Below are 26,096 nucleotides of genomic sequence, written 5' to 3'. Positions count from 1 at the left end.
GTAAATGAAAGTTGTTAAGATAGATAATAAAGCGTATATTAAATTTAAGTGTAACATCGCAAATGGAATGTGATAAGGTAAATCGATTGAAAGTGTGGTTTATTAAAATGAATGCAGTGTGGGTAGTTTTTAGAGAGCATTTTAAAAATTTCTATCTTATTCAGAGATTGGCTCAGTTCCAAATGAAAATCACTAATACAAACAACTATTTAGGCACGGCCTGGGAATTGATTAATCCAGCAATGCAAATTATGGTTTATTGGTTCGTGTTTGGTTTAGGAATTAGAGATAACGGCCCAGTAGATGGTGTACCATTTATTTATTGGTTGCTCGTAGGTATTAGCATGTGGTTCTTTGTTAACCAAGGTATATTAGAAGGTACAAAATCAATAGCGACTAAGTATAATCAAGTGGCAAAAATGAATTTCCCACTATCGATTATCCCATCGTATATTGTAATGAGTAGATTCTATGGACATCTTGCGTTACTTGTTGTAGTTATTTTACTTTGTATGTTAGCAGGTTACTATCCTACGATTTATACGTTGCAGCTGTTTTTATATGTGCCATTCGCACTAATTCTTACAACAGCAATTGCATTATTCACTTCAACGCTTGGTGTACTCGTGAAAGATACACAACAAGCGATTCAAGCATTAATGAGAATGGTGTTCTTTGCATCTTCTATTTTGATTGTGCCACCAGAAGGTATTGTGAAAGATGTAATGAAATTAAATCCTATATATTATCTTGCAGAAGCATATCGTTCTGCAGTGCTACATAAAGAATGGTACTTTATCACGCATTGGGAACTAACGCTTTACAATATGTTTATTATTATCTTCTTATTCGTAATAGGTTCTATTATGCATATGCGTTACAGAGATCAATTTGCAGACTTTATGTAAATCTGAATTTAAAATACTAACTCATATTATTTGAGCTAACATGAATCCTTTAATGACTGAAATAGTTGTTAAAGGATTTTTCTATAATTTTTAGTGCAAGACAGATATAATGTAAACAATAAGAGTCGAAATTTAAATTGGCGGTGGAATTTGTGAGACAGATAATCAAAAAGCTTTATATGTTTATCATTAGCTTATTAAATTTAATTTATAATAAAAAAAAGCTGAAGAATAATCATATCGTGGTCATGATGACATTTGCAGAAGATGTATTGCCCATTGTAGAAGCGTTAAATAGAAAATTATATAAAATTACAGTAATAGGTAACGAAGAAAATAGAAAATATATACAACAATTTGAAAATGTGACATTTCTACCTGCAGGTAATAAAAAAGTATTTCAACATATTAAAGCATTAAGCACTGCCAAGGTGATAATAATTGATACGTATTATTTAATGTTTGGTGGTTTCAAGAAAAAGACGAATCAGACAGTGATTCAAACGTGGCACGCTGCTGGTGCACTTAAAAACTTTGGGCTCCAAGATCACCAAGTGGACTTATCGAATAAACCAATGGTCCATCAGTATCAAAAGGTTTACCGAGCAACAGATAAATATTTAGTTGGTGGAGAACCTATGGTCACTTGTTTTAAAGATGCATTTGAAGCCGCCGACGAACAGTTTTTAAAAACAGGCCTGCCAAGATTAGTACCTTATACATTATTAAATGTTGAAAAAAGACAGCAAGAGCTTAAGAAACAATATGGTATAGAAGGAAAAGTAGCAGTATATGTGCCGACATATAGAGAACATAAGCAATCTAACCGTAATATTGATAAAGTGAATTTTGAAACTGCACTGCCGAACTATACTTTATTGAGTAAATTACATCCCTCTATAGCAAACGATAATCAAACAACGATTAACTTGCAATCTCTGATGATTATGGCAGATGTGATTATAAGTGATTATAGTTCATTGGCAATTGAAGCAAGTATTTTAGATAAACCTACATTATTTTATGTATACGATGAGAAGCAATATGAAAAGGAACGCGGTTTGAATTCATTTTATTATGACATACCCGCCCAATATAAAGCTTATAGTGAAGATGAGTTAGTGCGTAAACTACAAGAAAATAGTATAGTATGGTCTCCACTATTTGAAACTTGGCATGAGTACAATGCTAAAGATAGTTTAACGCAAGTCATTCGCTATATAGAGGAAATGGTGAAACTATGAAAATATCAATAATAATTCCTGTATATAATGCAGCAAGTACAATTCGTAGAGCGATTGCATCGGTAGATACGAAACAAAATTATGAAATTATCTGTATCAATGATGGCTCTACCGATGAGAGTAGAACAGTTCTAGAGCAATTACAAAAAGAGTACCCAAATATTACGCTAATTAACCAGGAGAACAAAGGTGCAGCTGCAAGTAGAAATAAAGGACTTGCGCATATGACTGGTGACGTATTTATGTTTTTAGATGCTGATGATGAATTTTTAACGAGTAGAATTGATTTTATGGCAGATTTTTATCAAAAAGCGGAAGATGTGGATATCGTTTTAGGTCAAATAGCTAAAGGTAAACATGGTGAGTGGCAACCAATATATACGCATCAAGAAATTCAAAAGCTAGAGAAGGTAGAGTTAGCGCAATGTCCTGATATCATGCAGTCAATTGGTCCAGGTGGGAAAATGTTTAGTGCACAGTTTGCTGATTTAAGATTTGATGAAGACGTTGTTTTTTGTGAAGAACATTTTTTTATTATAACAGCATATAAAAAGGCGGAAAAAATTCAATTATTACCTAATATTGTATATGGATACAATGAAATAGAAGGATCTGTTACAAATCAACGTGCAGAACAGTTTGAATCTTACATGTTAGATGCTTTAAAAGTAAGAACACGTGTAATGGACTTGTTGTCATCTAAAGATGAAAGAACGTATTATAGCTATCGAATGGATGAATTAATAGTAAGTTATTTACTACAAGCGTATATCGAAAAGAATAATGTGATTACTAAAAAATTATTAGATAGTGTAACAACATATATCAACGCAATGCAAAAAACAGATTACTCTGGTAAGGCTATGTTTAGAATAATTAAAGTAGTTGAGCAAGGGAGTAAAAAATGGAATAAAGCACTTTATCAACAATGGAGAGAAACACTATTAAGTGTTGGAATCGGTAGACCTAATTATTATCGTTTTAAAGTAGAAGTGCTGCCAAAGCGTGCAAAATCAAGAGGAAAGATGAAATTAAAATATTATTTAAAACGCTAAAAAATGACAGAATTCGTAAACTTTTGAGCAATATGCTATAATTTTTAAAAATGTAAATTTTAAATTAATATTCTGTAAAGGGAGATATACTTATGAAACGTGTGATTACTTATGGTACGTATGATTTATTACATTACGGACATATAGAATTATTGAGAAGAGCGAGAGAAATGGGCGATTACTTAGTTGTAGCATTATCAACGGATGAGTTTAATCGTGTAAAAAATAAAAAATCATATTACAATTACGAACAACGTAAAATGATGTTAGAATCAATTCGTTACGTTGATTTAGTCATTCCTGAAGGCGGTTGGGGTCAAAAAGAAATCGATGTTGACCGTTATGAAATAGATACATTCGTTATGGGCCACGATTGGGAAGGTGAATTTGATTTCTTGAAAGAGAAATGTGAAGTCATTTACTTAAATCGTACAGAAGGTATCTCAACAACTAAAATTAAAAAAGAGCTTTATGGTGACGCAGAAAAATAAAGTGAGTTTGATATAGATTTTTTGTCGAAGGCATCACTTTTTAAAACTGAATATTAAAGTTAACTAACCCAAGTCATCTCGTTTTTGTGTTTACACAAAATTGAGATGACTTGGGTTTTTATATTGAAAAAACCACTTCCATATAAATTCATTTTAAATCGAATTTAATGAAAGTGGTTTTAAGTTAAATGTATTGAATAGGAGCAGTGCTATTCAACGAGCAAGACTAATTATTTACGTTTTGATTTTTTTCTGAATTTATCTAAAATGAGATAAACAATAATTGCAAGTGCAGTAATGATTAAGACCGTACCCAGCAATGTTAGTATTGGATGGTCATCCCATGATGATTGGACAACTGTAGTTGTTTTATGAACGAGTGGTTTTTTCACACTTACTGTTGGTGGACCATATTTATCAGAAATAAATTCTCGATCATAATCAACATGTATTTTGCCATCTTCCACCACGAGTTTGTAATCATTTTTATCAAACTCTTTTGGTAACACATCATAAAGGTCTTTTTCTACATAATACGTGTCGCCATTAATTTCTTGTTCACCTTTAGATAATATCTTTTCACGTTTATATTGATCAAAAGACATATTCATTAAGGCGTTCCCAATCTTATTACGTTCTTTCTCTCCACCGAGCGACTTATAATCGCCGGCTCCCATGATAGCTTGATTAATTCTAAAACCATCACGTTCGGTTGTAATGGTGTGGTTGTAATCTGCGATGTCGCTTGAACCAGTTTTCAAACCGTCAGTACCTTCTAAACTCATATCAGCACCTTCAAGTGAATGATTGAAGGTGTAATAAGTAACGCCGTGTTGTGTAGGTGCAAGTTGTTTTGTAAAGTGTAGGATTTTTGGTGTGTCTTGAACTGCACGTTGTGATAAAATAGCAAAATCTTTCGCTGTTGATGTAGAACTCTGTTGATCTTTATATTTCTCTGGCGTAAAATCCTTTAACAGAGTGTTTTCTGCGCCTGTTGGGTTAACGAAATGAGTGTTTTTCATGCCTAGAGATTTTGCTTTTTCATTCATTGCGTCTGTAAAACCTGAAACATTACCAGAAACTTCTTTTGCTAAAATAAGTGCAGCAGCATTACTAGAGTTTGAGACTGTTATTTGAAGTAATTCTTTGATAGTGTATGTCTCACCTGGATATAGTTTCGTGTTGCTAATTTTTGGTAAAGTGGACATTCGATAATGATCTTCTGTAATTTTTACAGTATCATCTAAAGATAACTTTCCTTTATTGACTGCATCAAGTGTGAGGTGCATTGTCATCAGCTTGGTCATTGAAGCAGGGTACCAATCTTTATCCATCTGATACTGATAAAGAATTTGACCTGTTTGTGCAACATTAACTGCACCTTCTGGTTGGTAGTCTTCGGAAACACTTTGACCATATTGGTTTGCCGCTTGAGTAGGTGTTACTGTTTCTGCATCGGCAAAAGGTGTTATAATTGTACCAACGAAGAGTACAGTTATGATTGTCAGAATTAACTTTCTCATAATTACATTCCCTCTTAATATATTCAGTTTTAGTGCAATAGAAATATCTTAGCACATTTAGGTTAATAATAAAATGTTATAACAATGGTTTTTAGCCTTGTTGTGCTATAGATAAATGATTGTATGAAACCTTGTTGTGTGGAGTTGTATGCGTAACATCTGTATTACTATTATGGTGAACTGCTCATTTTCATTAAATAGTAACTGAATTTCAAAATAATTTTAGAAGAGGTAATAAACATGAAGCAAGAGAATCCATTGTTCTACTTATTTAAAAAATTATCTTGGCCAGTGGGGCTGATTGTGATTGCTGTAACAATTTCTTCATTAGGTAGTATCACAGGACTAGCCGTACCTTTTTTCACTGGTAAACTTGTTGATGAATTTTCTTTTGAAGATATTAACTGGATGTTCATTGCCGCATTTATAGCTATATTTATCATAAATGCGTTACTGAGTGGTTTAGGCTTATATTTATTAAGTAAGATTGGTGAAAAGATTATTTATGCCATTCGCTCAGTCCTATGGCGACATATTATTCATTTGAAAATGCCATTCTTTGATCAAAACGAAAGCGGTCAATTAATGAGTCGTTTAACAGATGATACAAAAGTAATAAATGAATTTATCTCGCGTAAATTGCCCAATTTATTACCTTCATTATTAACAATTATAGGTTCGTTAATTATGCTTTTTATAATGGATTGGAAAATGACATTATTAACTTTTATCACAATCCCATTATTTATTCTTATCATGATACCTTTAGGTAAGATTATGCAAAATATATCTAAAAAAACGCAATCAGAAATTGCTAACTTTAGTGGTTTGCTTGGCCGCGTATTAACAGAAATGCGCTTAGTTAAAATATCAAGTACTGAAAAGCTTGAATTGGATAATGCGCATAAAAATTTGAAAGAAATTTATTTTTTAGGTTTAAAACAAGCAAAAATTACAGCTATCATACAACCTATAACTGGAATGATCATGTTACTTACGATAGCTATTATTTTAGGTTTTGGTGCGATTAGAATTTCTACTGGTGCGATTACGGCTGGAACATTAATTGCAATGATTTTCTATGTTATTCAACTTTCTGCGCCACTCGTTAATTTATCTACTTTAGTGACGGATTATAAAAGAGCAGTAGGTGCTAGTAGCCGTATTTATGAAATTATGGAAGAACCTACCGAACCACTGGAGTCAAATCAAGGAAGCGAAATCATTGATGGTAGCCTAACATTTGCAAATGTTGATTTTAAATATGGCGTTAAACCGATACTTTCAAATGTCTCTTTTGATATACCACCAAGCAAAGTAACAGCATTCGTTGGGCCATCGGGGTCAGGTAAAAGTACAATCTTTAATATTATAGAACGTATGTATGAAATTGAAGAGGGTCACATTACATATGGTGGTAAATCTATTTACGATATCTCACTAGGAGATTGGCGTGAGAAAATTGGTTACGTTATGCAATCTAACGCATTAATGAACGGTACGATTAAAGATAATATTTTGTACGGTATCAACCGTGAAGTGACAGAGGATGAGCTAATCCATTATGCACAGTTAGCCAATTGTCATGAGTTTATCGAACAATTTGATGATGGCTACGATACGATAGTGGGCGAACGTGGTTTGAAATTATCTGGTGGACAGCGTCAACGTATAGATATTGCACGAAGCTTTGTTAAAAATCCAGATATTTTATTACTAGATGAGGCTACTGCCAATTTAGATAGTGAAAGTGAACGTAAAATTCAGGATGCATTAGAAGAACTAATGGAAAATCGTACGACAGTTGTTATTGCACATAGACTTTCTACTATTAAAAAAGCAGAACAAATTATCTTTATTGATGGTGGAGAGGTTACAGGTAAAGGAAGCCATCAAGAATTAATGGAAAATCACGAAAAATATCAACAATTTGTACGCACGCAAAATTTATCAAAAAAGTAAAAAGCGAAAAACACGTTTGAAAACCACATTGATGTATTCGCTTTCATAAGAAAATGCGGACATTTCCCGTTTGAAATTATGTTTCTCACTGTGATAATCGAACTATAAAATTGTTATTTTATATAAAGTCCATACATGCTATAATTATTGTGCATTATTAAGAAACGATAACTTGAAAAGTATATAACTAAATATATAAATAACTGAATTAACTAAACAGGGATAAGTAATATAAAAGTAAACACATTAAGGATTGTTATAAATGTGCCATTATCTGCTTTGACAATCATTTAATGTGTTTGCTTTAGTTATTCCGATACATAGCAACAAGTTACTTTTAGAAGTTCATTGTTATCATCGATTTAAAAAGGAATGGTGGGTGTATTATGTTTTTAGTGATTAACATAATTGGATTATTTGTTTTCTTAGGGCTTGCTGTACTATTTTCTAGAAACAAAAAAAATATCCAATGGAAATCGATTGGGATATTAGTCGTTTTAAATTTATTCTTAGCTTGGTTCTTTATGTCTTTTACTTGGGGAAAAACAGCTGTACAAGGTTTAGCAAATGGAATTTCTTGGGTAATTGATTCTGCCCATGCAGGGACTGGCTTCGCTTTTGCGAGTTGGGTAGAACCCGGCGCGATGGATATGGCAGTAAGTGCGTTATTTCCTATATTATTAGTTGTTCCATTATTTGATATTTTGATGTATTTCAATATATTACCAAAATTAATTGGTGCAATTGGCTGGGTATTAGCTAAAATTACGCGCCAACCTAAATTCGAATCATTCTTTGGGATAGAAATGATGTTTTTAGGTAATACTGAAGCACTTGCAGTATCAAATGAACAATTGAAACGAATGAAAGAAACGCGTGTACTAACAGTCGCAATGATGTCGATGAGTTCGGTATCTGGTGCTATAGTAGGTGCATATGTGTCTATGGTGCCGGGAGATTTAGTATTGACGGCAATACCATTAAATATCATTAATGCGATTATTGTGTCTTCGATTTTAAATCCTGTATCTGTAGAGGAAAAAGAAGATATTATTTACAGTATTCGCAATGATGAAATAGAGCGTCAACCATTCTTCTCATTCTTAGGAGATTCAGTTTTAAATGCAGGTAAATTAATTTTAATTATTGTTGCATTCGTTATCAGTTTTGTAGCACTTTCTGATTTGATTGATCGCTTTATCAACTTGCTAACAGGTATTATAGGTGGTTGGGCAGGTCTTAAAGGAAGCTTTGGCTTAGATCAAATATTAGGTGCATTCATGTATCCATTCGCATTACTGCTTGGTTTACCGTGGGATGAAGCATGGATTGTAGCACAACAAATGGCGAAGAAAATTGTAACGAATGAGTTTGTAGTAATGGGGCAAATTAAAGATGTAATAGATTCTTATTCTCCTCATAGACGAGCTGTTATTACGACATTCTTGATATCATTCGCGAACTTCTCAACAATCGGTATGATCATAGGTACTTTAAAAGGTATTGTTGATAAAAAAACATCAGACTTCGTATCTCAATACGTACCAATGTTATTACTTGCAGGTATTTTAGTGTCATTAATGACTGCAGGGTTTGTAGGATTGTTTGCTTGGTAAGAAGTTGTAGATAAAATATAGTTTCAGAATGCCAACAAAGTCGGAGACTTTGTTGGCATTTTTCTATGCACGCTTTTACAACAAGTGGTTTATCAATTTTCTAAAATTATAGTCAATAAAACTTTGTGGGTAGTATTTACGTTTTTGAAAATACTTCATAGTTTAACATTTCACATAAAAATAAAGCCAAGTAAATGAAGTGAGGAGACACATTCATCATTACTTGGCTTTTACGGGAAATGAATTAATTATATACTAATAGTAAGGACTAGGTACCATTAATATACTCGAGCAAAAATTGTTTTGTTTGTTACTATAAACAACACAAAGGAGATGGCTTCTTATTGGCTATCAATAAGAAGATAGATTTTATTATAGCAAAGAAATGCGCTAAAGTAAACCGAAAATTCAGAATTTTTAAAAATTGAAAAAACTTAATTTTATAATTCGCTTTATAATTGCTTTTTGAATATAATTTTCATGTGTTTTTATGCTGGTGGATGTTGTGGTATTGGTCATTTTTTGCTAACATTCAATTGATTGAAGCAAATACAAGGGGGTCGTGTAGGTGAATAAAACAGTACGTGATTTAATATTAGTCCTATTTGGATCATTTGCATTCTCGGCAGGGGTAAATACATTTATTATATCTGCTGATTTAGGTGAAGGAGGAGTGACTGGTTTAGCAATCGTACTATACTATGCCTTTCATATTTCTCCTGGTATTACCAATTTTGTATTTAATGCTGTGCTTATTGCAATTGGTTATAAATTTTTAAGTAAAAGAAGTATGTATTTAACGATTGTGGCTACAATATTAATATCGATATTTTTAGAATTAACAGCAAGTTGGCAAATTGAAACTGGAAATATATTAGTTAATGCGGTATTTGGTGGTCTATGCGTTGGTTTGGGTATCGGTGTTATTGTACTTGCTGGTGGTACAACAGCTGGAACAACGATTTTAGCAAGAATTGCTAATAAATATTTGGATATAAGTACACCATATGCATTGCTATTCTTTGATTTAATTGTAGTAGCAATTTCACTAACAGTAATTCCAATTTCTAGCGCGCTAGTAACAGTTATTTCATTATATATTGGTACGAAAGTAATGGAATATGTAATAGAAGGTCTAAATACGAAGAAAGCAATGACAATTATTTCAAGCAATCCTGACGAAATAGCAAAAGTCATTGATGAACAAGTTGGGCGTGGACTGACTATTTTAAATGGTAGAGGTTATTTCACTAAACAAGATAAAGATATACTTTATGTTGTAATTACTAAAACACAAGTTACCAAGGCGAAGCGTTTGATAAGAAATATAGATGAGGAAGCCTTTTTAGTTATTCATGATGTGCGTGATGTTTATGGTAATGGTTTCTTGATTGATGAACATTAACTTATTTTAAAATATAAGTGCTTGAAATATAAATAAAGATTTTTTTACTGCCATGAAGTCTCCTGACCTCATGGCAATTTTTTTAGTACGCCTTTTGCGGTCACAGCTTAAACCTGTGATTTATGGGTTTTGTTAGATTATCTAGATAGCTGTCTGGTGGATATTGAAGTTATTATACTAATGGTGAAACAACTAGTTATTTTTACCGTAATTTAACATTATATAAGATTATAAAAGGGATATTGTCTCTTTTTAATGTATATTAAATTAATCAAAAAGAGCGTTAAAAAGGATGAGATTTAATAGTCATAATATATAAAAAATGATATAATACCATCTGTGATAATGATTATCATTTGTTAAATTGAATTAATGATATTTACGATGAATTGAGACAAATTAAATGTAAAAACATATATAGTACATTATGCTTATTTATATAGGAAGAAGGGAATTTATGAGTCGCTTAGAAGGAGAACAAGTTACTATCGGTTATGGGGAAAATGTAATTGTTGAAAACTTAGATGTCCATATACCTGACGGTAAAATCACATCAATTATAGGGCCGAATGGTTGTGGGAAATCGACATTATTGAAAGCATTATCGAGATTATTACCTATTAAAAGTGGCGAAATTAAGTTAGATGGTGGGAACTTACACGCACAAGCAACCAAAGATATTGCCAAAAAAATTGCGATTTTACCACAATCTCCTGAAGTTGCGGATGGTCTTACAGTGGGAGAGTTAGTATCCTATGGACGTTTCCCTCATCAAAAAGGATTTGGACGTCTTTCAGCAGAAGATAAAAAAGAAATCGATTGGGCGTTATCAGTTACAGGCACATATGAATTCAGACTACGTCCTGTTAATGATTTAAGTGGAGGCCAGCGTCAAAGAGTATGGATAGCTATGGCATTGGCACAACGTACAGATATAATCTTTTTAGACGAACCCACGACGTTTTTAGATATTTCACATCAATTAGAAATTTTAGAGTTAATTACACAATTAAATAAAGAACAAGGTTGTACTATTGTTATGGTGTTACATGATATTAACCAAGCGGTGAGATTTTCAGATCATTTAATCACTATGAAAAATGGAGATATTATTGCTAATGGTGAGACTGAAGACGTATTAACTAAAGAAATTTTAGAAAAAGTATTCAATATAGATGTTGAAATTAGCACGGACCCAAGAACAGGGAAACCTATGCTAGTGACGTACGATTTATGTAGAAAAAGTTATTCGGAAGTTTAGAGGCTAATGATGACCACAAAGAAAAAGGGTAAGTTGAATTTTACAACTACATTTATAATAGTGTTTATATTACTAGTAGTTGCTTTAATTGTGTCGATTCTATATGGAGATGCAAAAATCCATATATCTACTATATTCGAGGCAATCTTCAATTATAATCCTAAAAACCAACAGCATAATATTATAAGTGAAATACGTATTCCAAGAGATCTCGGAGCAATCTTAGTAGGGGTTGCCTTAGCAACTTCAGGCGCTGTAATTCAGGGTGTTACTAAAAATGGTTTAGCAGATCCAAGTTTAATTGGTCTAAATGCTGGTGCCTCATTTATGTTGGCGCTTACCTTCGCATTTTATCCATCTGCACCATTCATCATATTGATGTTAGCAGGCTTTATTGGTGCACTCATAGGTGGCTTTTTCGTTTTAATGATAGGAAGATCAAGAAGCGATGGCTTTAACCCGATGAGAATTATATTAGCCGGAGCAGCAGTTAGTGCGTTACTAACAGCCTTAAGTCAAGGCGTAGCGCTATTATTTAGATTGAACCAAAGTTTGACGTTTTGGAGTGCTGGCGGCGTATCTGGAACAACATGGAATCAGTTGATGTGGGCAGCACCTTTTATTTTGGTGGCGCTTATCATTATGGTTAGTATGAGTAAACAGTTAACGATTTTAAATTTAGGTGAAACATTGGCTAGAGGCTTAGGACAGAATGTGGCGTTTACACGTGCTATCACTTTAATTTTATCTATGGTGATGGCTGGTGTAGCTGTTGCTATGGTAGGCCAAATTGCATTTGTTGGCTTGATGGTGCCACATATTGTGAGATATATAGTCGGTACAGACTACGCCCGTGTTATTCCACTCACAGCATTGGTTGGTGGCTTGTTGATGCTTGTGGCTGATACGGTTGCACGTATGTTAGGTGAAGCACCAGTTGGAGCTATTATTTCCTTTATAGGTGTACCTTACTTCTTGTATTTAGTTAAAAGAGGAGGTCGCTTCTCATGATAGATCCAAAACTGAGACATAAACAATGGTTAACAATGGTGATTCTGATCATACTTGTACTGCTAGCTTGTGCGTGGAGTATGACTTCAGGTGAGTATAAAATGTCGATAGGTACATTTTTCAAGACTTTAGTTGGTCAAGGCGCATATACCGATACATTGATATTAATGGAATTTAGAATGCCACGGATGATTATTACGATTTTAGCTGGTGCAGCATTAGCTATGAGTGGTGCGATTATCCAAAGTGTTACCAAGAACCCATTAGCTGAGCCAGGTATATTAGGAATTAATGCAGGTAGTGGTTTCGCCATAGCGCTATTTATGGTTATAGGAAATGTAGATGCTGGAAATTTTGTCTACGTACTACCAATCGTAAGCATGATTGGTGGCATCTTAACAGCATTTATCATCTTCTCATTTAGTTATAATAAAGGCGAAGGAATTACACCTGCAAGTATGGTACTTGTTGGGGTAGGTATGGCTACTGCGTTAAGTGGTGGTTCAATGACTTTAATGTCCACATTTGATGAAGCTCAGTCAGAGTTTATTGCATCTTGGCTTGCCGGTAATATATGGGGAGATGAATGGGCATTTGTCATTGCATTTATACCATGGGTTCTCATATTGATTCCATTTTTATTATTTAAGTCTAATGTTTTAAATTTATTAAATACACATCAACATATAGCTCAAGGTGTAGGTGTAAAAATTGGCAGAGAACGCATCGTATTATTGCTTGTTGCAGTTATATTATCTTCTACTGCTGTTTCGGTAGCTGGTTCAATTGGCTTTATTGGCTTATTAGGACCACATATTGCTAAATCGATTGTTGGTCCAAGACACCAACTCTTTCTACCTATTTCAATATTAATAGGTGCATTTTTACTTGTGTTAGCAGATACGTTAGGACAAGTGATATTACAACCTTCAGGTATCCCAGCTGGGATTGTGGTCGCAATCATTGGTGCACCTTATTTCTTATATTTAATGTATAAAACCAAATCAGTATAAATTAAATGAAAAAGGAGCTTGGGCATAATTATATGTCTCAAGCTTTTTTATTTAAATATTTTTGATAATAATTTCAAAAGAAATCATTATCAATTTTCATATATTAGCGTTTGCATTCATGTGTAGGGTATACTATAAATGAACATTCAAATTAGGAGGTCATCTCTATGAAAAAACTAATTAAAGATAAAACACAATTTTTAACAGATATGTTGGACGGACTTTCGTTAACGAATAATGAAATTGGAGTCATTGCAGATACTGTTGTTGTAAGAAAAGATAAGAAAAAGCAAGGCGTTGCTCTAGTTTCTGGTGGTGGAAGTGGTCACGAACCTGCACATGCTGGCTATGTAGCAGAAGGTATGCTCGACGCCGCTGTTTGTGGTGAAGTATTCACATCACCTACACCTGATAAAATTCTAAGTGCAATTAAAACAGTTGATAATGGAGACGGTGTTTTACTTATAGTGAAGAACTATGCTGGTGATGTTATGAATTTTGAAATGGCACAAGAAATGGCAGAGATGGAAGACATACAAGTGGCAACAGTCATTGTTAAGGACGATATTGCAGTAAGCGATGATGAAAAAAGAAGAGGCGTTGCTGGTACAGTATTAGCACATAAATATGCAGGTTATTTAGCAGACCAGGGTGAGTCATTAACTAACATTAAAGAAAAAGTAGACCAATTTTTACCAAGTGTTAAGACGTTGGGAATGGCTTTAACTGCGCCAATGGTACCGACAACTGGGCAATATGGATTTGATATTGAAAGTGATGAAATGGAAATCGGTGTAGGTATCCATGGAGAAAAAGGATTATCTAGAGAAAAAGTAGAAACTGTAGATCAAATTGTCGAACGATTAATTAAAGCTTTAATGGAAGAAGTAAGCTCAGAAAAACTTATCGTTATGGTGAATGGTATGGGTGCTACACCATTATCGGAACTTAATATAGCAGCAAAATATGTAGCAGAAAATTTCCAAGAGAAGCACATTGATGTTGTACATTGGTTTGTGGGAGATTATATGACTGCATTAGATATGCAGGGCTTATCCTTAACATTAGTCCCATATACTGAAGAAGTGTTAACAGCATTAACTCAGTCTACAGCAAGTCCTTACTTTAATTAATAGTTGATTAGTCATAGATACGATAAGGAGTTGAACGCAAATGAATGTAAGTGAATTAAAGGAAAGATTAATTAATTTAGTAGAAGTGTTTGAAGAAAAAGAAACATTATTAACAGAATTAGATCGAGCAATAGGCGATGGCGACCATGGTGTGAACATGGTTAGAGGATTTAAAGCATTACCAGAGAAAATAGATGATAGTTCCATGCAAAATTTATTGAAGTCTACAGGTATGACTTTGATGTCTAATATTGGTGGCGCTTCAGGTCCATTGTATGGTTTTAGTTTTGTGAAAATGTCTCAAGTTGTTGGTGATGAGTTAGACGCCACAAACTTAAAAGAAGTATTGAATTCTTTTTCTGAAGCGATTAAGCAAAGAGGTAAAGTTGAATTAAATGAAAAAACGATGTATGACGTTATAGAACGTGCAAATGAAGCGGTACAACAAGGCGAAACTTTAAATGCAGATGTACTACAAACATACGCAGACGAAACAAAAGATATCGTTGCTACAAAAGGAAGAGCATCGTATTTTAAAGAAGAATCGAAAGGTCACATTGACCCAGGTGCACAGAGTAGTGTTTATATATTAAACGCATTGATTGGAGATGAATAATTATGACGAAAATTGTAATTGTGAGTCATAGCGAAGATATTGCAAACGGTACAAAAGCATTATTGGAACAAATGGCAGGAGATGTTTCAATATTAATACAAGGTGGCGTTGAAGGTAAAATTGGAACATCTTACGATCATATTCAAGAAATGATTAATGATTTAGACGATGATGCACTTTGTTTCTATGATATTGGCTCCGCAGAAATGAACTTAGATTTAACTATTGAAATGTATGAAGGTAAGTATCAAGTAGTAAAAGTCGATGCACCAATTGTTGAAGGTAGTTTTACAGCTGCTGTTAAATTATCAGTAGGCGGTTCTATCGAAGAAATTGTCGAAGAATTGAAACGCAATTTCGGATAAAAATTCACTTGTTCATACCGATAGATTATTGATATAGGTTAGGTAATTATAATATTATAAGGTCTTCAATTAATATGGCAAAAAGATTCATTTTTATATGAATATATAAATGGTATGTGGTAGAATAGAACCTAACTGTTATAGAAATCTGGATACCTAGGAGGACATTGCCATGAAAGATTTAATACAAAAGCATGTCTTAAACGGCGAATTCGAGTCAGTAAAACGTTTAATGTCCCAGACAGATTTTATGGAATTTGAAGAGGCTTACATTTCAAGTGCACATGAAGTAGAAAGCGTCATGTTTTATACATGTATTTTAGATATGATGAAAGTAGAAGAAACTGCAGAAATGCATGATTTGGCTTTTCTATTATTAGTTTATCCATTAAGTGAATTACAAGGTGCATTGGATTCAGCTTATTATCATGCAGAATCATCCATAAAACTTACGGACAGTAAAGAAGTGAAAAGTTTATTACAAATGTTATTGTTACATGCAGTTCCCGAACCAGTCATTTCTGATAAGAAAGCATTTGATGTGTCTCGACAAATACTTAAATTAGATCCGTCTAATAGTGTTGCGCGTAATGTGCTTAAAGAAACGGCTAAACGTATGGATAATGTCGTTGTAGACTTCAATGAATTAAATCGCTATAAAAATGCACATTAATTAACATGCTTAGCAATAAAACATATTTAACCGAAAAGCTCAGTTTTTAATTGAGTTTTTCGGTTTTTAATTTTGTTTTTCTATAAAAATTTATTAATTATAATATACATAATAAATTTTCACTGAGATTATAGAAATACAGCGACGATTTAAATGCTATGACATGTAGTTAACTTGAAAGCAATAAAAAATCAAAAAAATTTAGAGTTTTAAAATGGTGATAATAAGTGTATGGTAAATGTATAAAAATTCAAAAACAAAAGCTTTAATCTGTTTTAAACCCGCTAATACAGAGTTTTAATTTATATTTAAAAATTAAAGTGAATTTTTAAATGTATGTAAATTCACTAGATGATTAGTGTAAAAAATAATTAATAGTGTTAATTTAAAATTTGTCGTGTTGCAAAATAATGACAGTGCGTTATAATAATTCAATGTGTTAACTTAAGAGGAGGTTATAAATCACATGGGCTTGAATAAAGAAGCTATAAAAATTGGTTTCGCTTATGTTGGTATCGTAGTAGGTGCTGGCTTTTCAACGGGACAAGAAGTAATGCAATTCTTTACTCCTTATGGGCTTTGGTCGTATCTAGGAGTTATTATATCAGGATTGATATTAGGGTTTGCAGGTCGACAAGTTGCTAAGATTGGTACTGCATTCGATGCACAAAATCATGAATCCACTTTAGATTATTTATTCGGTGGTGTATTTAGTAAGATTATTGATTATTTACTTATCTTCTTCTTATTTGGTATCTCAGTCACAATGATTGCAGGTGCAGGATCAACGTTTGAAGAAAGTTTTGGCATACCAACGTGGTTAGGTGCATTAATTATGGTGATTGCTATTTATATTACATTATTAATGGACTTTAACAAAATTGTACGTGCATTAGGTATGGTAACGCCATTCTTAATTATTTTAGTTGTTATCATTGCAATGTTTTACTTATTTAATGGAAATATTTCCTTTGCAGAAGTGAACAAAACAGTTCCAGAGGCGAGTATTTGGAAAGGTATTCTTTACGGTATTATTTATGGTGGATTAGCATTCGCGGTTGGTTTTAGTACAATTGTTGCAATCGGTGGCGATGCTTCTAAACGAAAAATATCTGGTGCAGGTGCGTTATTTGGTGGTGTTGTATACACAATATTACTAGCGCTTATCAACTTTGCATTACAATCAGAGTATCCAACAATTAAAGAGGCTTCGATTCCAACACTAACGTTAGCAAATGAAATTAATCCATGGATTGGTTTGGTATTATCGATTATTATGTTAGCAGTTATGTACAATACAATTCTTGGTTTAACGTATTCGTTTGCTGCAAGATTTACAGAGCCATATAGTAAAAATTATCATGTGTTTATAGTTGCAATGGTGCTCGTAGCTTATGCATTAAGTTTCGTAGGTTTCGCAGATTTAATTAACTTCTTATATCCAATCATGGGTGTAATTGGCTTAGTTGTAGTTATTGCAGTACTTATTAAATACTATTCAAGAAAAAATCAAAATAAAGATCACATAGCGTAATTGTGATGAAATAAAGTATATAAATAAAATCAGGATATAAATCCTAGATTTAATAAATGGCTGTTAGAATCCTATTGGATATCTAGTAGCCATTTTTTGTTTTAAAATATGATATTAACTTATATAGAGAAAATTTTATAATTATTAATGGTAGTTTATTAATTTGGTTTTAAAATAAAGAAAATAGCAGTTTTGTCTAATATAATCGTTCAAATAAATACTACTACGTACTAATTAATTATGATACAATGCATGCGAAAGGGAAGGTCGAGCATGAAGAAAAAACATAAATGGACAATTATCGCTATTGTTGTTTTTGTTATCGTTGCAATTGTGATTGCAATATTACTAAAGCAACAATATGACCGACAAAATGCCCAAGAATTTAAAGAAAAAGTACAAATTAATAATGAAAATGTAAATGCATTTACTAATATAACTTATAGTAGTGGGATACCCAATAGCCGCTTAGATATTTTAACACCTACTGAATTAGATCAAGATAATAAATTGCCTGTCATTTTTTGGTTACATGGTGGAGGATTTATTGCAGGAGATAAACAATATAAAAACCCGTTATTATCAAAATTTGCTGAACAGGGTTATATTGTAGTGAATATTAATTATGCACTTGCACCTGACTATAAATACCCGACACAGTTAAAACAAATTGATCGCGCAGTTCAGTTTATCAAACAGAACAAACATGAGTTACCTATAGATTTTGATCAAGTTGTTTTCGGTGGTGATTCAGCAGGTGCCCAATTATCCAGTCAATTTACAGCTATCCAAACAAATGAATCATTACGAGAAGATATGGAGTTTAATCAACAATTTGAACCAGATCAAATCAAAGCAGCAATCTTTTTTGGTGGCTTTTATGATATGAAAACCGTGAAAGAAACAGAATTTCCAAGAATACAGCTCTTTATGGAGAGTTACACTGGTAAGAGAGATTGGGAACAACAATTTAAATATATCAGTGAAATGTCTACGATAAACCAAGTGACAAAAGATTATCCACCAACATTTTTATCAGTAGGGGATGCAGATCCATTTTATAGTCAAAATATTGATTTTTATAAAAAACTAAAAGAAAAAGATGTTCCAGTGGATAAACTGTTTTATGATGGATCACATAATTTAAGACATCAATACCAATTTCATATGCAATTACCAGAGTCACAGCAAAATATGAAAGATACGTTGAGTTTCTTAAGTAGAAACACAAGTGCTTCTGGTGTAGAGAGGGAATTAAAACCTGAATCAAAAAATCCTGATGGGGTTCAATTGAATCCTTACTAATGTGTTAAGTTAGCTCGAAGTAATAAAGTTATATAAATAAATTCAAAAAACAGCTTATAGATCTCCTGTAATGGATACTATAAGCTGTTTTTAGTTCTAGTCTTCTTTGTCAGACTTAATTCATATAACGAAATGTTATTAGAAAAATTAGATTTCTGTTCTATTCCAATTTATTAATTTATAATTAAACTATAATAGTGAAACGTTTAATATATAAACATTGAGGTAGACTAAAGTAATAACTTAGACATTATATATTTATTGAAATAACGTCCATCGATATAAAGTTTATCTCGAAGTTCGCCGTCAATCTGATATCCAGCAGCTTTAAATAAAGCTACTGCTGTTTCATTTTCAGGGACTACAGAAACTTCGATTCGGCGAATGTTATGGTTTAAACACCACGCTTCAATAGAATTAATAAGTGATTGACCAAGTCCTTTTTCTCGATAGTGTCTAATAACACCCATGGAAAAATTGGCTTCATGACGTGTACGTTCAAATTTTTCAGTTGTTACGATTGAAAACCCAACAAGTTCACCATTATTTTCGGCAACATATATTGCATTGGACGGTGATGTTATATAATGTTCCAAGTTTGAAACAGCATCACTGTTAGATGGAGCATACTCACCAGGATTATATATTAAATATTCAGATTCATCATAGATAGTAGTTAATAATTTTACAAATGGATCTATATCATTGATACCAATTTCACGAATTTGATGAACCATAAGTGTCCACTCCTTATTTCTATTTTGCTGATACTCAGTTATAGTATAACTTAACATCATTAGCATGATTTTACTAGGAGATATTTGAATTGGGCCAAATTAATATAAAGGAAGTATAACTATGAAACCTAATATTTTATTAGCAGGTGTAACAGGCTATATAGGAAAAAACTTAATACAATCCATTAAAGATGACGCAACGCTTTTTACGATGTCGAAATATCCTAAAGAAGATGAGTTTCAAGAAGTAACATGGTTAAAAAAAGATATTTATAATTATAATGATGTCCTTGAGTCAATGGAAGGTATGGATATGGCCATCTATTATTTAGATCCAACCAAGCATTCAGCAAAGCTGACAAAAGCAACAGCTAGAGATATGAATTTAATTGCTGCTGATAATTTTGGGCGTGCGTCGGCTAAAAAAGGAATTAAAAAAATCATTTATATTAGTGGTAGTCGCTTTGATAATGAGTCGATAGAGCGATTGTCAGCGTATGGAACGCCAGTCGAAAAAACAGAAGTAAAAGTTTCTCGACCTCATGTTGCAGTGGAGTTACAAGTTTCAAAGTATGATGATGTACGCCGTGCACTTAATGTACAACTGCCAATGAACTGGACCTTAAATCAGATGGTGGAGTATTATTTTGATTGGTTAAATAAAACTAAAGGAACGATGCTACATACTTATAATGAGGGCGATAATTTTGTTGTTTATATAAAAGATAAACGCAATCCAATACTTGTACTTCATAAAACGATAACAGAAAGTGATATGATTACATTGAATTTAGTAGGTGGATCGATAGTGAAACCGAATTTAACGAAACAAGGAAAGTTAGAATTTCGAAAACTGGAAGGTACACAAACTGTAATTGTTCATTTATATGATTATATTCCTAAACTCATTTGGCCGGCGTATTACTTGTTCCAATCGCCATTTCAAGATTTGATGATGAGAGGATTTGAAATAGATTGTCGTATTAAGCATTTCAATGGTCGTATACAGTCAGGAGAAGAAATAAAATATACTAAATAATTGAAAAGGTGATCATGTGGACATTTTATTAGTAGAAGATGATATGACATTATTTAAAGAACTGAGCGAAGAATTAGAGCAATGGGACTTTCAAGTGCATGGCATCAGTGATTTTAATGATGTTATGTCAAAGTTTGAAGCAGTGAATGCTGCAATTGTAATTATGGATGTTAAATTGCCTAAGTATGATGGTTTTTATTGGACTCGAAAAATTAGAGAGGTCTCCAATACACCTATTCTTTTCTTATCTTCACGCGACAATCCAATGGATCAAGTTATGAGTATGGAATTAGGCGCAGATGACTATGTCCAAAAACCATTTAATACGAGTGTACTTATTGCCAAACTACAAGCTATATATAGACGTGTTTATCAATTCAGTATTGAGGAGAAGCGTGTATTGTCTTGGCAAGAAACGACTTTAGATTTATCTAAAGACAGCATTAGTAAAGGTGATGCTCAAATCTATTTATCTAAGACTGAAATGGTTATTTTAGAAATGCTAGTGAAAAAGCAAAATCAAATCGTTACTAGAGATACTTTGATTACAGCATTGTGGGATGATGAAGCATTTGTAAGTGATAACACGTTAACTGTAAACGTGAATCGTTTAAGAAAAAAATTAGCTGATATTGATATGAATGATGCGATTGAAACTAAAATAGGCAAAGGGTATATGGCGCATGGCTAACATTAAATGGTTATTAATTTTCCTTCGTTCTCGATTAAATTGGATACTTTGGCTCATATTATTACATTTCATTTTTCTATTTATCGCATATTTAGATTACGATATCAGTGTAAGTAGTATTTTTTATATTATTATTTTGAATTTAGGAATCTCAGTGATTTTTTTGTTATATACATATATAAAGGAAGTAAAATTTTTCAAACACTTGTACAATAACATCGAGCCTGAAGAACTAAAACATAAATCTCTTGCTGATACTCCCTTTCAACAAGAGATGGTAAATTATTTATATAATCAAATTACTAGTCAGAAAAGGTTAGTTACAACTCAAAAACAACAAATTCAAACAACTGAAGCGTCATTAACTGATTTTGTGCATGACATTAAGACACCAGTAACAGCAATGAAGCTACTTATTGAAAAAGAGCGAGATGTAGAGAGAAAATACGCCTTGCTTTATGAGTGGTCGAGAATTAATGGAATGTTAGACAGACAATTATTTTTAACGAGATTAGAGTTTCAAAATAATGATTTATACTTTGAACATGTAGCATTAAAACGTCTTATTATAGAAGAAATACAAATCACAAGGTATATTAGTCAATCTAAAGGCATTGATTACGATCTTGATTTTGAAGCGGACTACGATGTCTATACAGATACAAAATGGTGTCGGATGATGATAAGACAAATTTTATCTAATGCCATCAAATATAGTGAGGATAGTACAATTCACATTAAAGCCCATATAGTTAATAAACATATAACACTTGAAATTATAGATGAAGGTAGAGGAATTAGTAAGAAAGATTTGTCGAGAATTTACGATAAAGGATTTACTTCCACTGCTTACCGTAATGAGACTACTTCATCGGGCATTGGTTTATATTTAGTAGGTAACGTTAAAGACAAATTAGGAATACGAGTAGATATCACTTCCGAAGAACAAATAGGAACAAAGGCTACATTTATGTTTCCTAATCAAAATGAACTTATTGCAAGACTATCTGAAAAGCATTGATAAAGTCTTACGGCTTTTGGAAGTAATTTGTGTACACTTTCCGTCAGCACAGTCTCATCTGGGAGTCTTCGACTAGTGCTTTATTAACTAAGATGGACTTGAGCCCAATCACTTCCATTTTCAAAGAAAAGAATACAATTAATCGTAATTGTCCTTGTTCTGAAGCATTGAAGTTTTTTAACTTTCAATGCTTTTTTATTATGAATATAAAACGTTAATTATGGAATTCGCCAATTTGAAATGGGGACTATAATATATTTTACAAGATTATATTTTAAAAGAATATTTTATTCTTACAAGTTCTAAATGTTAAGAGATTGTAAATTTAATTGTGGAATTGTAAATTTTGTGCTATTTTCATATAAGGACAAATCAACATTTGCGAGATTTTTTAACCGGTATAGAAGCAAAGACTCATTTTCATGAAGGTAAGGGCACATTAAGTAATGAAATGATGAGTGAATTGTAAATCTTGCCAATTTTAATTTGTCTTAAAAGAGTTTTGATTTTTTAAATTTATTGAAGCTGATTGGAAACAGTCGCTGTAAATGGAGGATTTTTTGGATGTTTAACAAGAAAAAAGATAAGTTCATGGTGCAACTTGAAGAAATGGTCTTTAACTTAGATCGAGCTGCAATTGAGTTTGGGAAAATGGATTTTAATACGCACTTAGATCTGAAAGCTTATTCAGACAATATTAAAAAATATGAATCACACGGTGATGAATTAATGCATCAAGTGATTTCCGATTTAAACCAGACCTTCATCACACCAATTGAACGTGAGGATATCCTTTCATTATGTAATGCAATTGATGATGTTTTAGATGCAATAGAAGAAACGTCAGCGATGTTTGAAATGTATTCAATTGAATATACAGATGAATATATGGCTGAATTTGTTGATAATATCCAAAAAGCTATTGCAGAAATGAAATTAGCTGTTGGTTTACTCGTTGATAAAAAATTATCTCATATGCGTATTCATTCTATTAATATTAAAGAATTTGAAACAAATTGTGATGGCATTTTACGTCAATCAATCAAACACATTTTTAACAGTGAAACAGATCCAATAACGCTTATTAAAATAAAAGAAATTTATGAAAGCATGGAAGAAATTGCAGATAAATGTCAAGCTGTAGCGAATAACTTTGAAACTATAATTATGAAAAATAGCTAAGGAGTCCTAACTAATGGAATATATTTTAATCATCACAGTAGCTATTGTTATTTTTTCACTTATCTTTGACTTTATCAATGGTTTTCATGATACAGCCAATGCTGTCGCTACTGCTGTTTCAACTCGTGCATTAACGCCTAGAACTGCTATTATATTAGCATCAGTTATGAACTTTATTGGTGCATTAGCTTTTACTGGAGTTGCAGGTACAATAACTAAAGATATTGTAGACCCATTTAAATTAGAAAATGGGCTTGTTGTGGTGCTGTCGGCTATCATTGCAGCGATTTTTTGGAACTTGCTTACTTGGTTTTATGGTATACCGAGTTCATCTTCGCATGCGTTAATTGGTTCCATTGCAGGTGCAGCTATCGCATCTCAGGGGTCATTTGCCGTATTACACTATGAAGGTTTTACAAAAATCATTGCTGTTTTACTTATATCACCAGTAATTGCTTTTTGTGTAGGTTTCATTATGTATTCAATTGTTAAAGTCGTATTTAAAAATGCAAACTTAACAAAAACAAATAGAAACTTTAGATTCTTCCAAATTTTCACAGCGTCGTTACAATCATTTTCACATGGTACCAACGATGCTCAAAAATCAATGGGTATTATTACATTAGCTTTAATCGTAGCTAACTTACAACCAAGTGGTACTGTTGAACCACAATTGTGGGTTAAAATTGCCTGTGCTACTGCTATGGGGTTAGGGACAGCTGTTGGTGGTTGGAAAATCATTAAAACAGTTGGTGGCAATATAATGAAAATTCGTCCGGCTAATGGTGCTGCGGCAGATTTATCATCTGCTTTAACAATCTTTGTAGCATCTTCATTACATTTTCCGTTATCAACGACACATGTTGTTTCTTCATCTATTCTAGGTGTAGGTTCATCTAATCGTATTAAAGGTGTGAAATGGAATACTGCACAACGTATGATTGTTACATGGGTTATTACAATGCCGATTTCTGCAATTGTTGCTGCCCTTGTATATTTCGTTGTGAATATCTTCCTGTAAGTAGGCATGGTATAGCATGATTAGCGTTTGAAATAATAAAAGAGTTTGGACGTGATTGTCTATTCTCAAAAATAGGAACACCAAATTATTACTTTTTATAATTTGGTGTTCCTTATTTATTGACATCAGTGGCGTTGTTATGAGCATTTTATAAGTTATATTAACAAGAGGTAGTAAAGATATTTGTACGCTCATAAGACGACTGAGTGAGCTTATGAATGATATTATATGTAATTTTCTTTAAAATTTTTCAAATTAAAAAGCAGTTAGAGTTCTAAAGAGAAGTCTAACTGCTTTTTATTCAATATTATATTCATAGATTAATGAATATAATTATAGCTTGAAGCTTGTGAAGCTGGGATTGTACGATAATCCACTGTCCCTGGTGCTGTATTATAATTCATTTCTGAAATTAAAATACTACCATCTGGATTAACTTGTTCTACATAAGCCACGTGACCAATAGGGCCTTCGTAATTTTGCATAATTGAACCAACGCTTGGTGTATTATTTACAGTATAACCATCTGCTGCTGCATTGTTTGCCCAATGATCAGCGTTCCACCAATATGTGCTGATTGGTTTGCCAGTCTCAGCTCTACGATTGAATACGTGCCACGTACATTGACCCCAATCGTATAGATTAGCATCACTTGCTGATGAACTACCTGTATTTGGATTTGGTGTTGTTGTACCACCAGAACCGCCAGAACCACCAGTTGCACCTGGAATTGTTAACGTTTGATTAGGATAGATTATGTATCCACTCAAATTGTTTGCTGATATAAGTTCATCTACTGAAACACCATAATTATTGGCAATGATGTTTAGTGACTCACCAGATTCTACAGTATGCGTTGAACCACCAGATGATTGTGAAGAAGAGTTTGAACTTGAGCCTTGCTCTTGTGAACCACTTCCACCAATTTCAATAACTTGTCCCGGAAATACGATATTGTTATTGATATCATTACTTTGTTTGATTTCATCTACTGATACACCGTATTGTTGTGAAATTGTCCAAAGTGACTCACCAGATTTTACTGTGTGTTGTGTTGATGCATCGGCTTCATGATTGGAAATAACCGCTGCAGCGCCTGAAGCAGCGGTTACTGCAAATGCTAACTTTTTCAAAAAGAACTCCTCCTTCAATTCCTATATATCCCAAAAGCAGATATGTATTAAATATATGTGATAGTTTCTTTAATCTCAATTCACGTTCCATACTATCAAAAATCAGGTGTTTTGTGGGTGTTGTTATAAAGATGTAATATTATTAACATTTGAGTAC

24 protein-coding genes are annotated in these 26,096 nt (G+C 32.7%); 21 read left to right on the top strand and 3 right to left on the bottom strand.

The features are described from left to right. Positions 1-107 precede the first annotated feature (107 nt). From NSR03_RS09725 to tagD, 4 genes are all read left to right on the top strand, one after another. Positions 108-908 carry an ABC transporter permease gene (locus tag NSR03_RS09725; protein ID WP_002508391.1) on the top strand — a complete coding sequence of 267 codons (801 nt, stop codon included), beginning with the start codon at positions 108-110 and terminating at the stop codon, positions 906-908. A gap of 152 nt (positions 909-1,060) precedes the next feature. Further along, positions 1,061-2,152, top strand: coding sequence for a teichoic acid glycerol-phosphate primase TarB (tarB, locus tag NSR03_RS09720; protein ID WP_031266024.1), 1,092 nt, complete (start codon positions 1,061-1,063; stop codon positions 2,150-2,152). Next, a complete protein-coding gene (locus NSR03_RS09715; RefSeq protein ID WP_069820615.1) occupies positions 2,149-3,207 on the top strand; it encodes a glycosyltransferase family 2 protein in 1,059 nt (352 codons plus the stop codon). The genes tarB and NSR03_RS09715 overlap by 4 nt, the downstream gene beginning before the upstream one ends. A gap of 92 nt (positions 3,208-3,299) precedes the next feature. Further along, entirely contained in the window at positions 3,300-3,698 is a 399-nt protein-coding gene (gene tagD / locus NSR03_RS09710) for a glycerol-3-phosphate cytidylyltransferase (protein ID WP_021339380.1), read from the top strand. 230 nt (positions 3,699-3,928) lie between these two features. Here the strand turns inward: tagD and pbp4 are convergent, their stop codons facing one another. Beyond that, on the bottom strand, positions 3,929-5,221 hold the full coding sequence (pbp4, locus tag NSR03_RS09705; protein WP_069820616.1) for a penicillin-binding protein PBP4: 1,293 nt from the start codon (positions 5,219-5,221) through the stop codon (positions 3,929-3,931). Between the two features lie 240 nt (positions 5,222-5,461). Here pbp4 and NSR03_RS09700 point away from each other — a divergent pair, with 240 nt between their 5' ends. From NSR03_RS09700 to NSR03_RS09645, 12 genes are all read left to right on the top strand, one after another. Continuing rightward, entirely contained in the window at positions 5,462-7,183 is a 1,722-nt protein-coding gene (locus NSR03_RS09700) for an ABC transporter ATP-binding protein (protein ID WP_046465059.1), read from the top strand. A gap of 386 nt (positions 7,184-7,569) precedes the next feature. Then, a complete protein-coding gene (locus tag NSR03_RS09695) occupies positions 7,570-8,799 on the top strand; it encodes a NupC/NupG family nucleoside CNT transporter (RefSeq protein WP_021339383.1) in 1,230 nt (409 codons plus the stop codon). 568 nt (positions 8,800-9,367) lie between these two features. Continuing rightward, complete coding sequence (locus NSR03_RS09690) at positions 9,368-10,204, top strand: YitT family protein (protein WP_021339384.1); 837 nt, start codon at positions 9,368-9,370, stop codon at positions 10,202-10,204. A 457-nt stretch (positions 10,205-10,661) separates the two neighbouring features. Continuing rightward, positions 10,662-11,465, top strand: coding sequence for an ABC transporter ATP-binding protein (locus NSR03_RS09685; protein ID WP_069820617.1), 804 nt, complete (start codon positions 10,662-10,664; stop codon positions 11,463-11,465). 9 nt (positions 11,466-11,474) lie between these two features. After that, entirely contained in the window at positions 11,475-12,476 is a 1,002-nt protein-coding gene (locus tag NSR03_RS09680) for a FecCD family ABC transporter permease (protein WP_002508382.1), read from the top strand. After that, entirely contained in the window at positions 12,473-13,489 is a 1,017-nt protein-coding gene (locus NSR03_RS09675; RefSeq protein WP_002508381.1) for a FecCD family ABC transporter permease, read from the top strand. The genes NSR03_RS09680 and NSR03_RS09675 overlap by 4 nt, the downstream gene beginning before the upstream one ends. A gap of 167 nt (positions 13,490-13,656) precedes the next feature. After that, complete coding sequence (dhaK, locus tag NSR03_RS09670) at positions 13,657-14,622, top strand: dihydroxyacetone kinase subunit DhaK (protein ID WP_021339385.1); 966 nt, start codon at positions 13,657-13,659, stop codon at positions 14,620-14,622. Between the two features lie 40 nt (positions 14,623-14,662). Further along, positions 14,663-15,238 (top strand): dihydroxyacetone kinase subunit DhaL, encoded by a 576-nt coding sequence (gene dhaL, locus NSR03_RS09665; protein WP_021339386.1) that lies wholly within the window; start codon positions 14,663-14,665, stop codon positions 15,236-15,238. 2 nt (positions 15,239-15,240) lie between these two features. Then, complete coding sequence (gene dhaM, locus NSR03_RS09660) at positions 15,241-15,603, top strand: dihydroxyacetone kinase phosphoryl donor subunit DhaM (RefSeq protein ID WP_069820618.1); 363 nt, start codon at positions 15,241-15,243, stop codon at positions 15,601-15,603. Between the two features lie 172 nt (positions 15,604-15,775). Next, positions 15,776-16,276, top strand: a complete 501-nt coding sequence (locus NSR03_RS09655) for a hypothetical protein (RefSeq protein ID WP_002508377.1) — start codon at positions 15,776-15,778, stop codon at positions 16,274-16,276. A gap of 466 nt (positions 16,277-16,742) precedes the next feature. Further along, a complete protein-coding gene (locus tag NSR03_RS09650; RefSeq protein ID WP_069820619.1) occupies positions 16,743-17,810 on the top strand; it encodes a YkvI family membrane protein in 1,068 nt (355 codons plus the stop codon). Positions 17,811-18,083: 273 nt separating this feature from the next. Then, the gene (locus NSR03_RS09645; protein ID WP_021339389.1) at positions 18,084-19,115 is read left to right on the top strand and encodes an alpha/beta hydrolase; all 1,032 of its coding nucleotides are present in this window, start codon (positions 18,084-18,086) and stop codon (positions 19,113-19,115) included. Positions 19,116-19,345: 230 nt separating this feature from the next. Here NSR03_RS09645 and NSR03_RS09640 read toward each other — a convergent pair whose 3' ends face one another. Beyond that, positions 19,346-19,852, bottom strand: a complete 507-nt coding sequence (locus NSR03_RS09640) for a GNAT family N-acetyltransferase (protein WP_002508374.1) — start codon at positions 19,850-19,852, stop codon at positions 19,346-19,348. 121 nt (positions 19,853-19,973) lie between these two features. Between NSR03_RS09640 and NSR03_RS09635 the strand changes: the two genes are divergently transcribed. The 5 genes from NSR03_RS09635 (at position 19,974) to NSR03_RS09615 (ending at position 24,806) form a co-directional block, all read left to right on the top strand. Continuing rightward, positions 19,974-20,891, top strand: coding sequence for a 3-beta hydroxysteroid dehydrogenase (locus NSR03_RS09635; RefSeq protein WP_069820620.1), 918 nt, complete (start codon positions 19,974-19,976; stop codon positions 20,889-20,891). 16 nt (positions 20,892-20,907) lie between these two features. Further along, positions 20,908-21,582: a response regulator transcription factor gene (locus NSR03_RS09630; protein WP_002508372.1), complete on the top strand. Its 675-nt coding sequence runs from the start codon at positions 20,908-20,910 to the stop codon at positions 21,580-21,582. Further along, positions 21,575-22,603: a sensor histidine kinase gene (locus tag NSR03_RS09625; RefSeq protein ID WP_340719218.1), complete on the top strand. Its 1,029-nt coding sequence runs from the start codon at positions 21,575-21,577 to the stop codon at positions 22,601-22,603. The genes NSR03_RS09630 and NSR03_RS09625 overlap by 8 nt, the downstream gene beginning before the upstream one ends. 564 nt (positions 22,604-23,167) lie before the next feature. Continuing rightward, the gene (locus NSR03_RS09620; RefSeq protein WP_002508370.1) at positions 23,168-23,785 is read left to right on the top strand and encodes a DUF47 domain-containing protein; all 618 of its coding nucleotides are present in this window, start codon (positions 23,168-23,170) and stop codon (positions 23,783-23,785) included. 13 nt (positions 23,786-23,798) lie between these two features. Continuing rightward, entirely contained in the window at positions 23,799-24,806 is a 1,008-nt protein-coding gene (locus NSR03_RS09615; RefSeq protein ID WP_002508369.1) for an inorganic phosphate transporter, read from the top strand. A 320-nt stretch (positions 24,807-25,126) separates the two neighbouring features. Here NSR03_RS09615 and NSR03_RS09610 read toward each other — a convergent pair whose 3' ends face one another. After that, positions 25,127-25,939, bottom strand: a complete 813-nt coding sequence (locus tag NSR03_RS09610; RefSeq protein WP_021339391.1) for a LysM peptidoglycan-binding domain-containing protein — start codon at positions 25,937-25,939, stop codon at positions 25,127-25,129. Between the last annotated feature and the right edge of the window lie 157 nt (positions 25,940-26,096).

Origin of the sequence: Staphylococcus sp. FSL W8-1207, assembly GCF_038003745.1 — a bacterium.
GTDB lineage: Bacteria > Bacillota > Bacilli > Staphylococcales > Staphylococcaceae > Staphylococcus > Staphylococcus equorum.
This window is presented reverse-complemented; position numbering and strand designations above follow the sequence as displayed.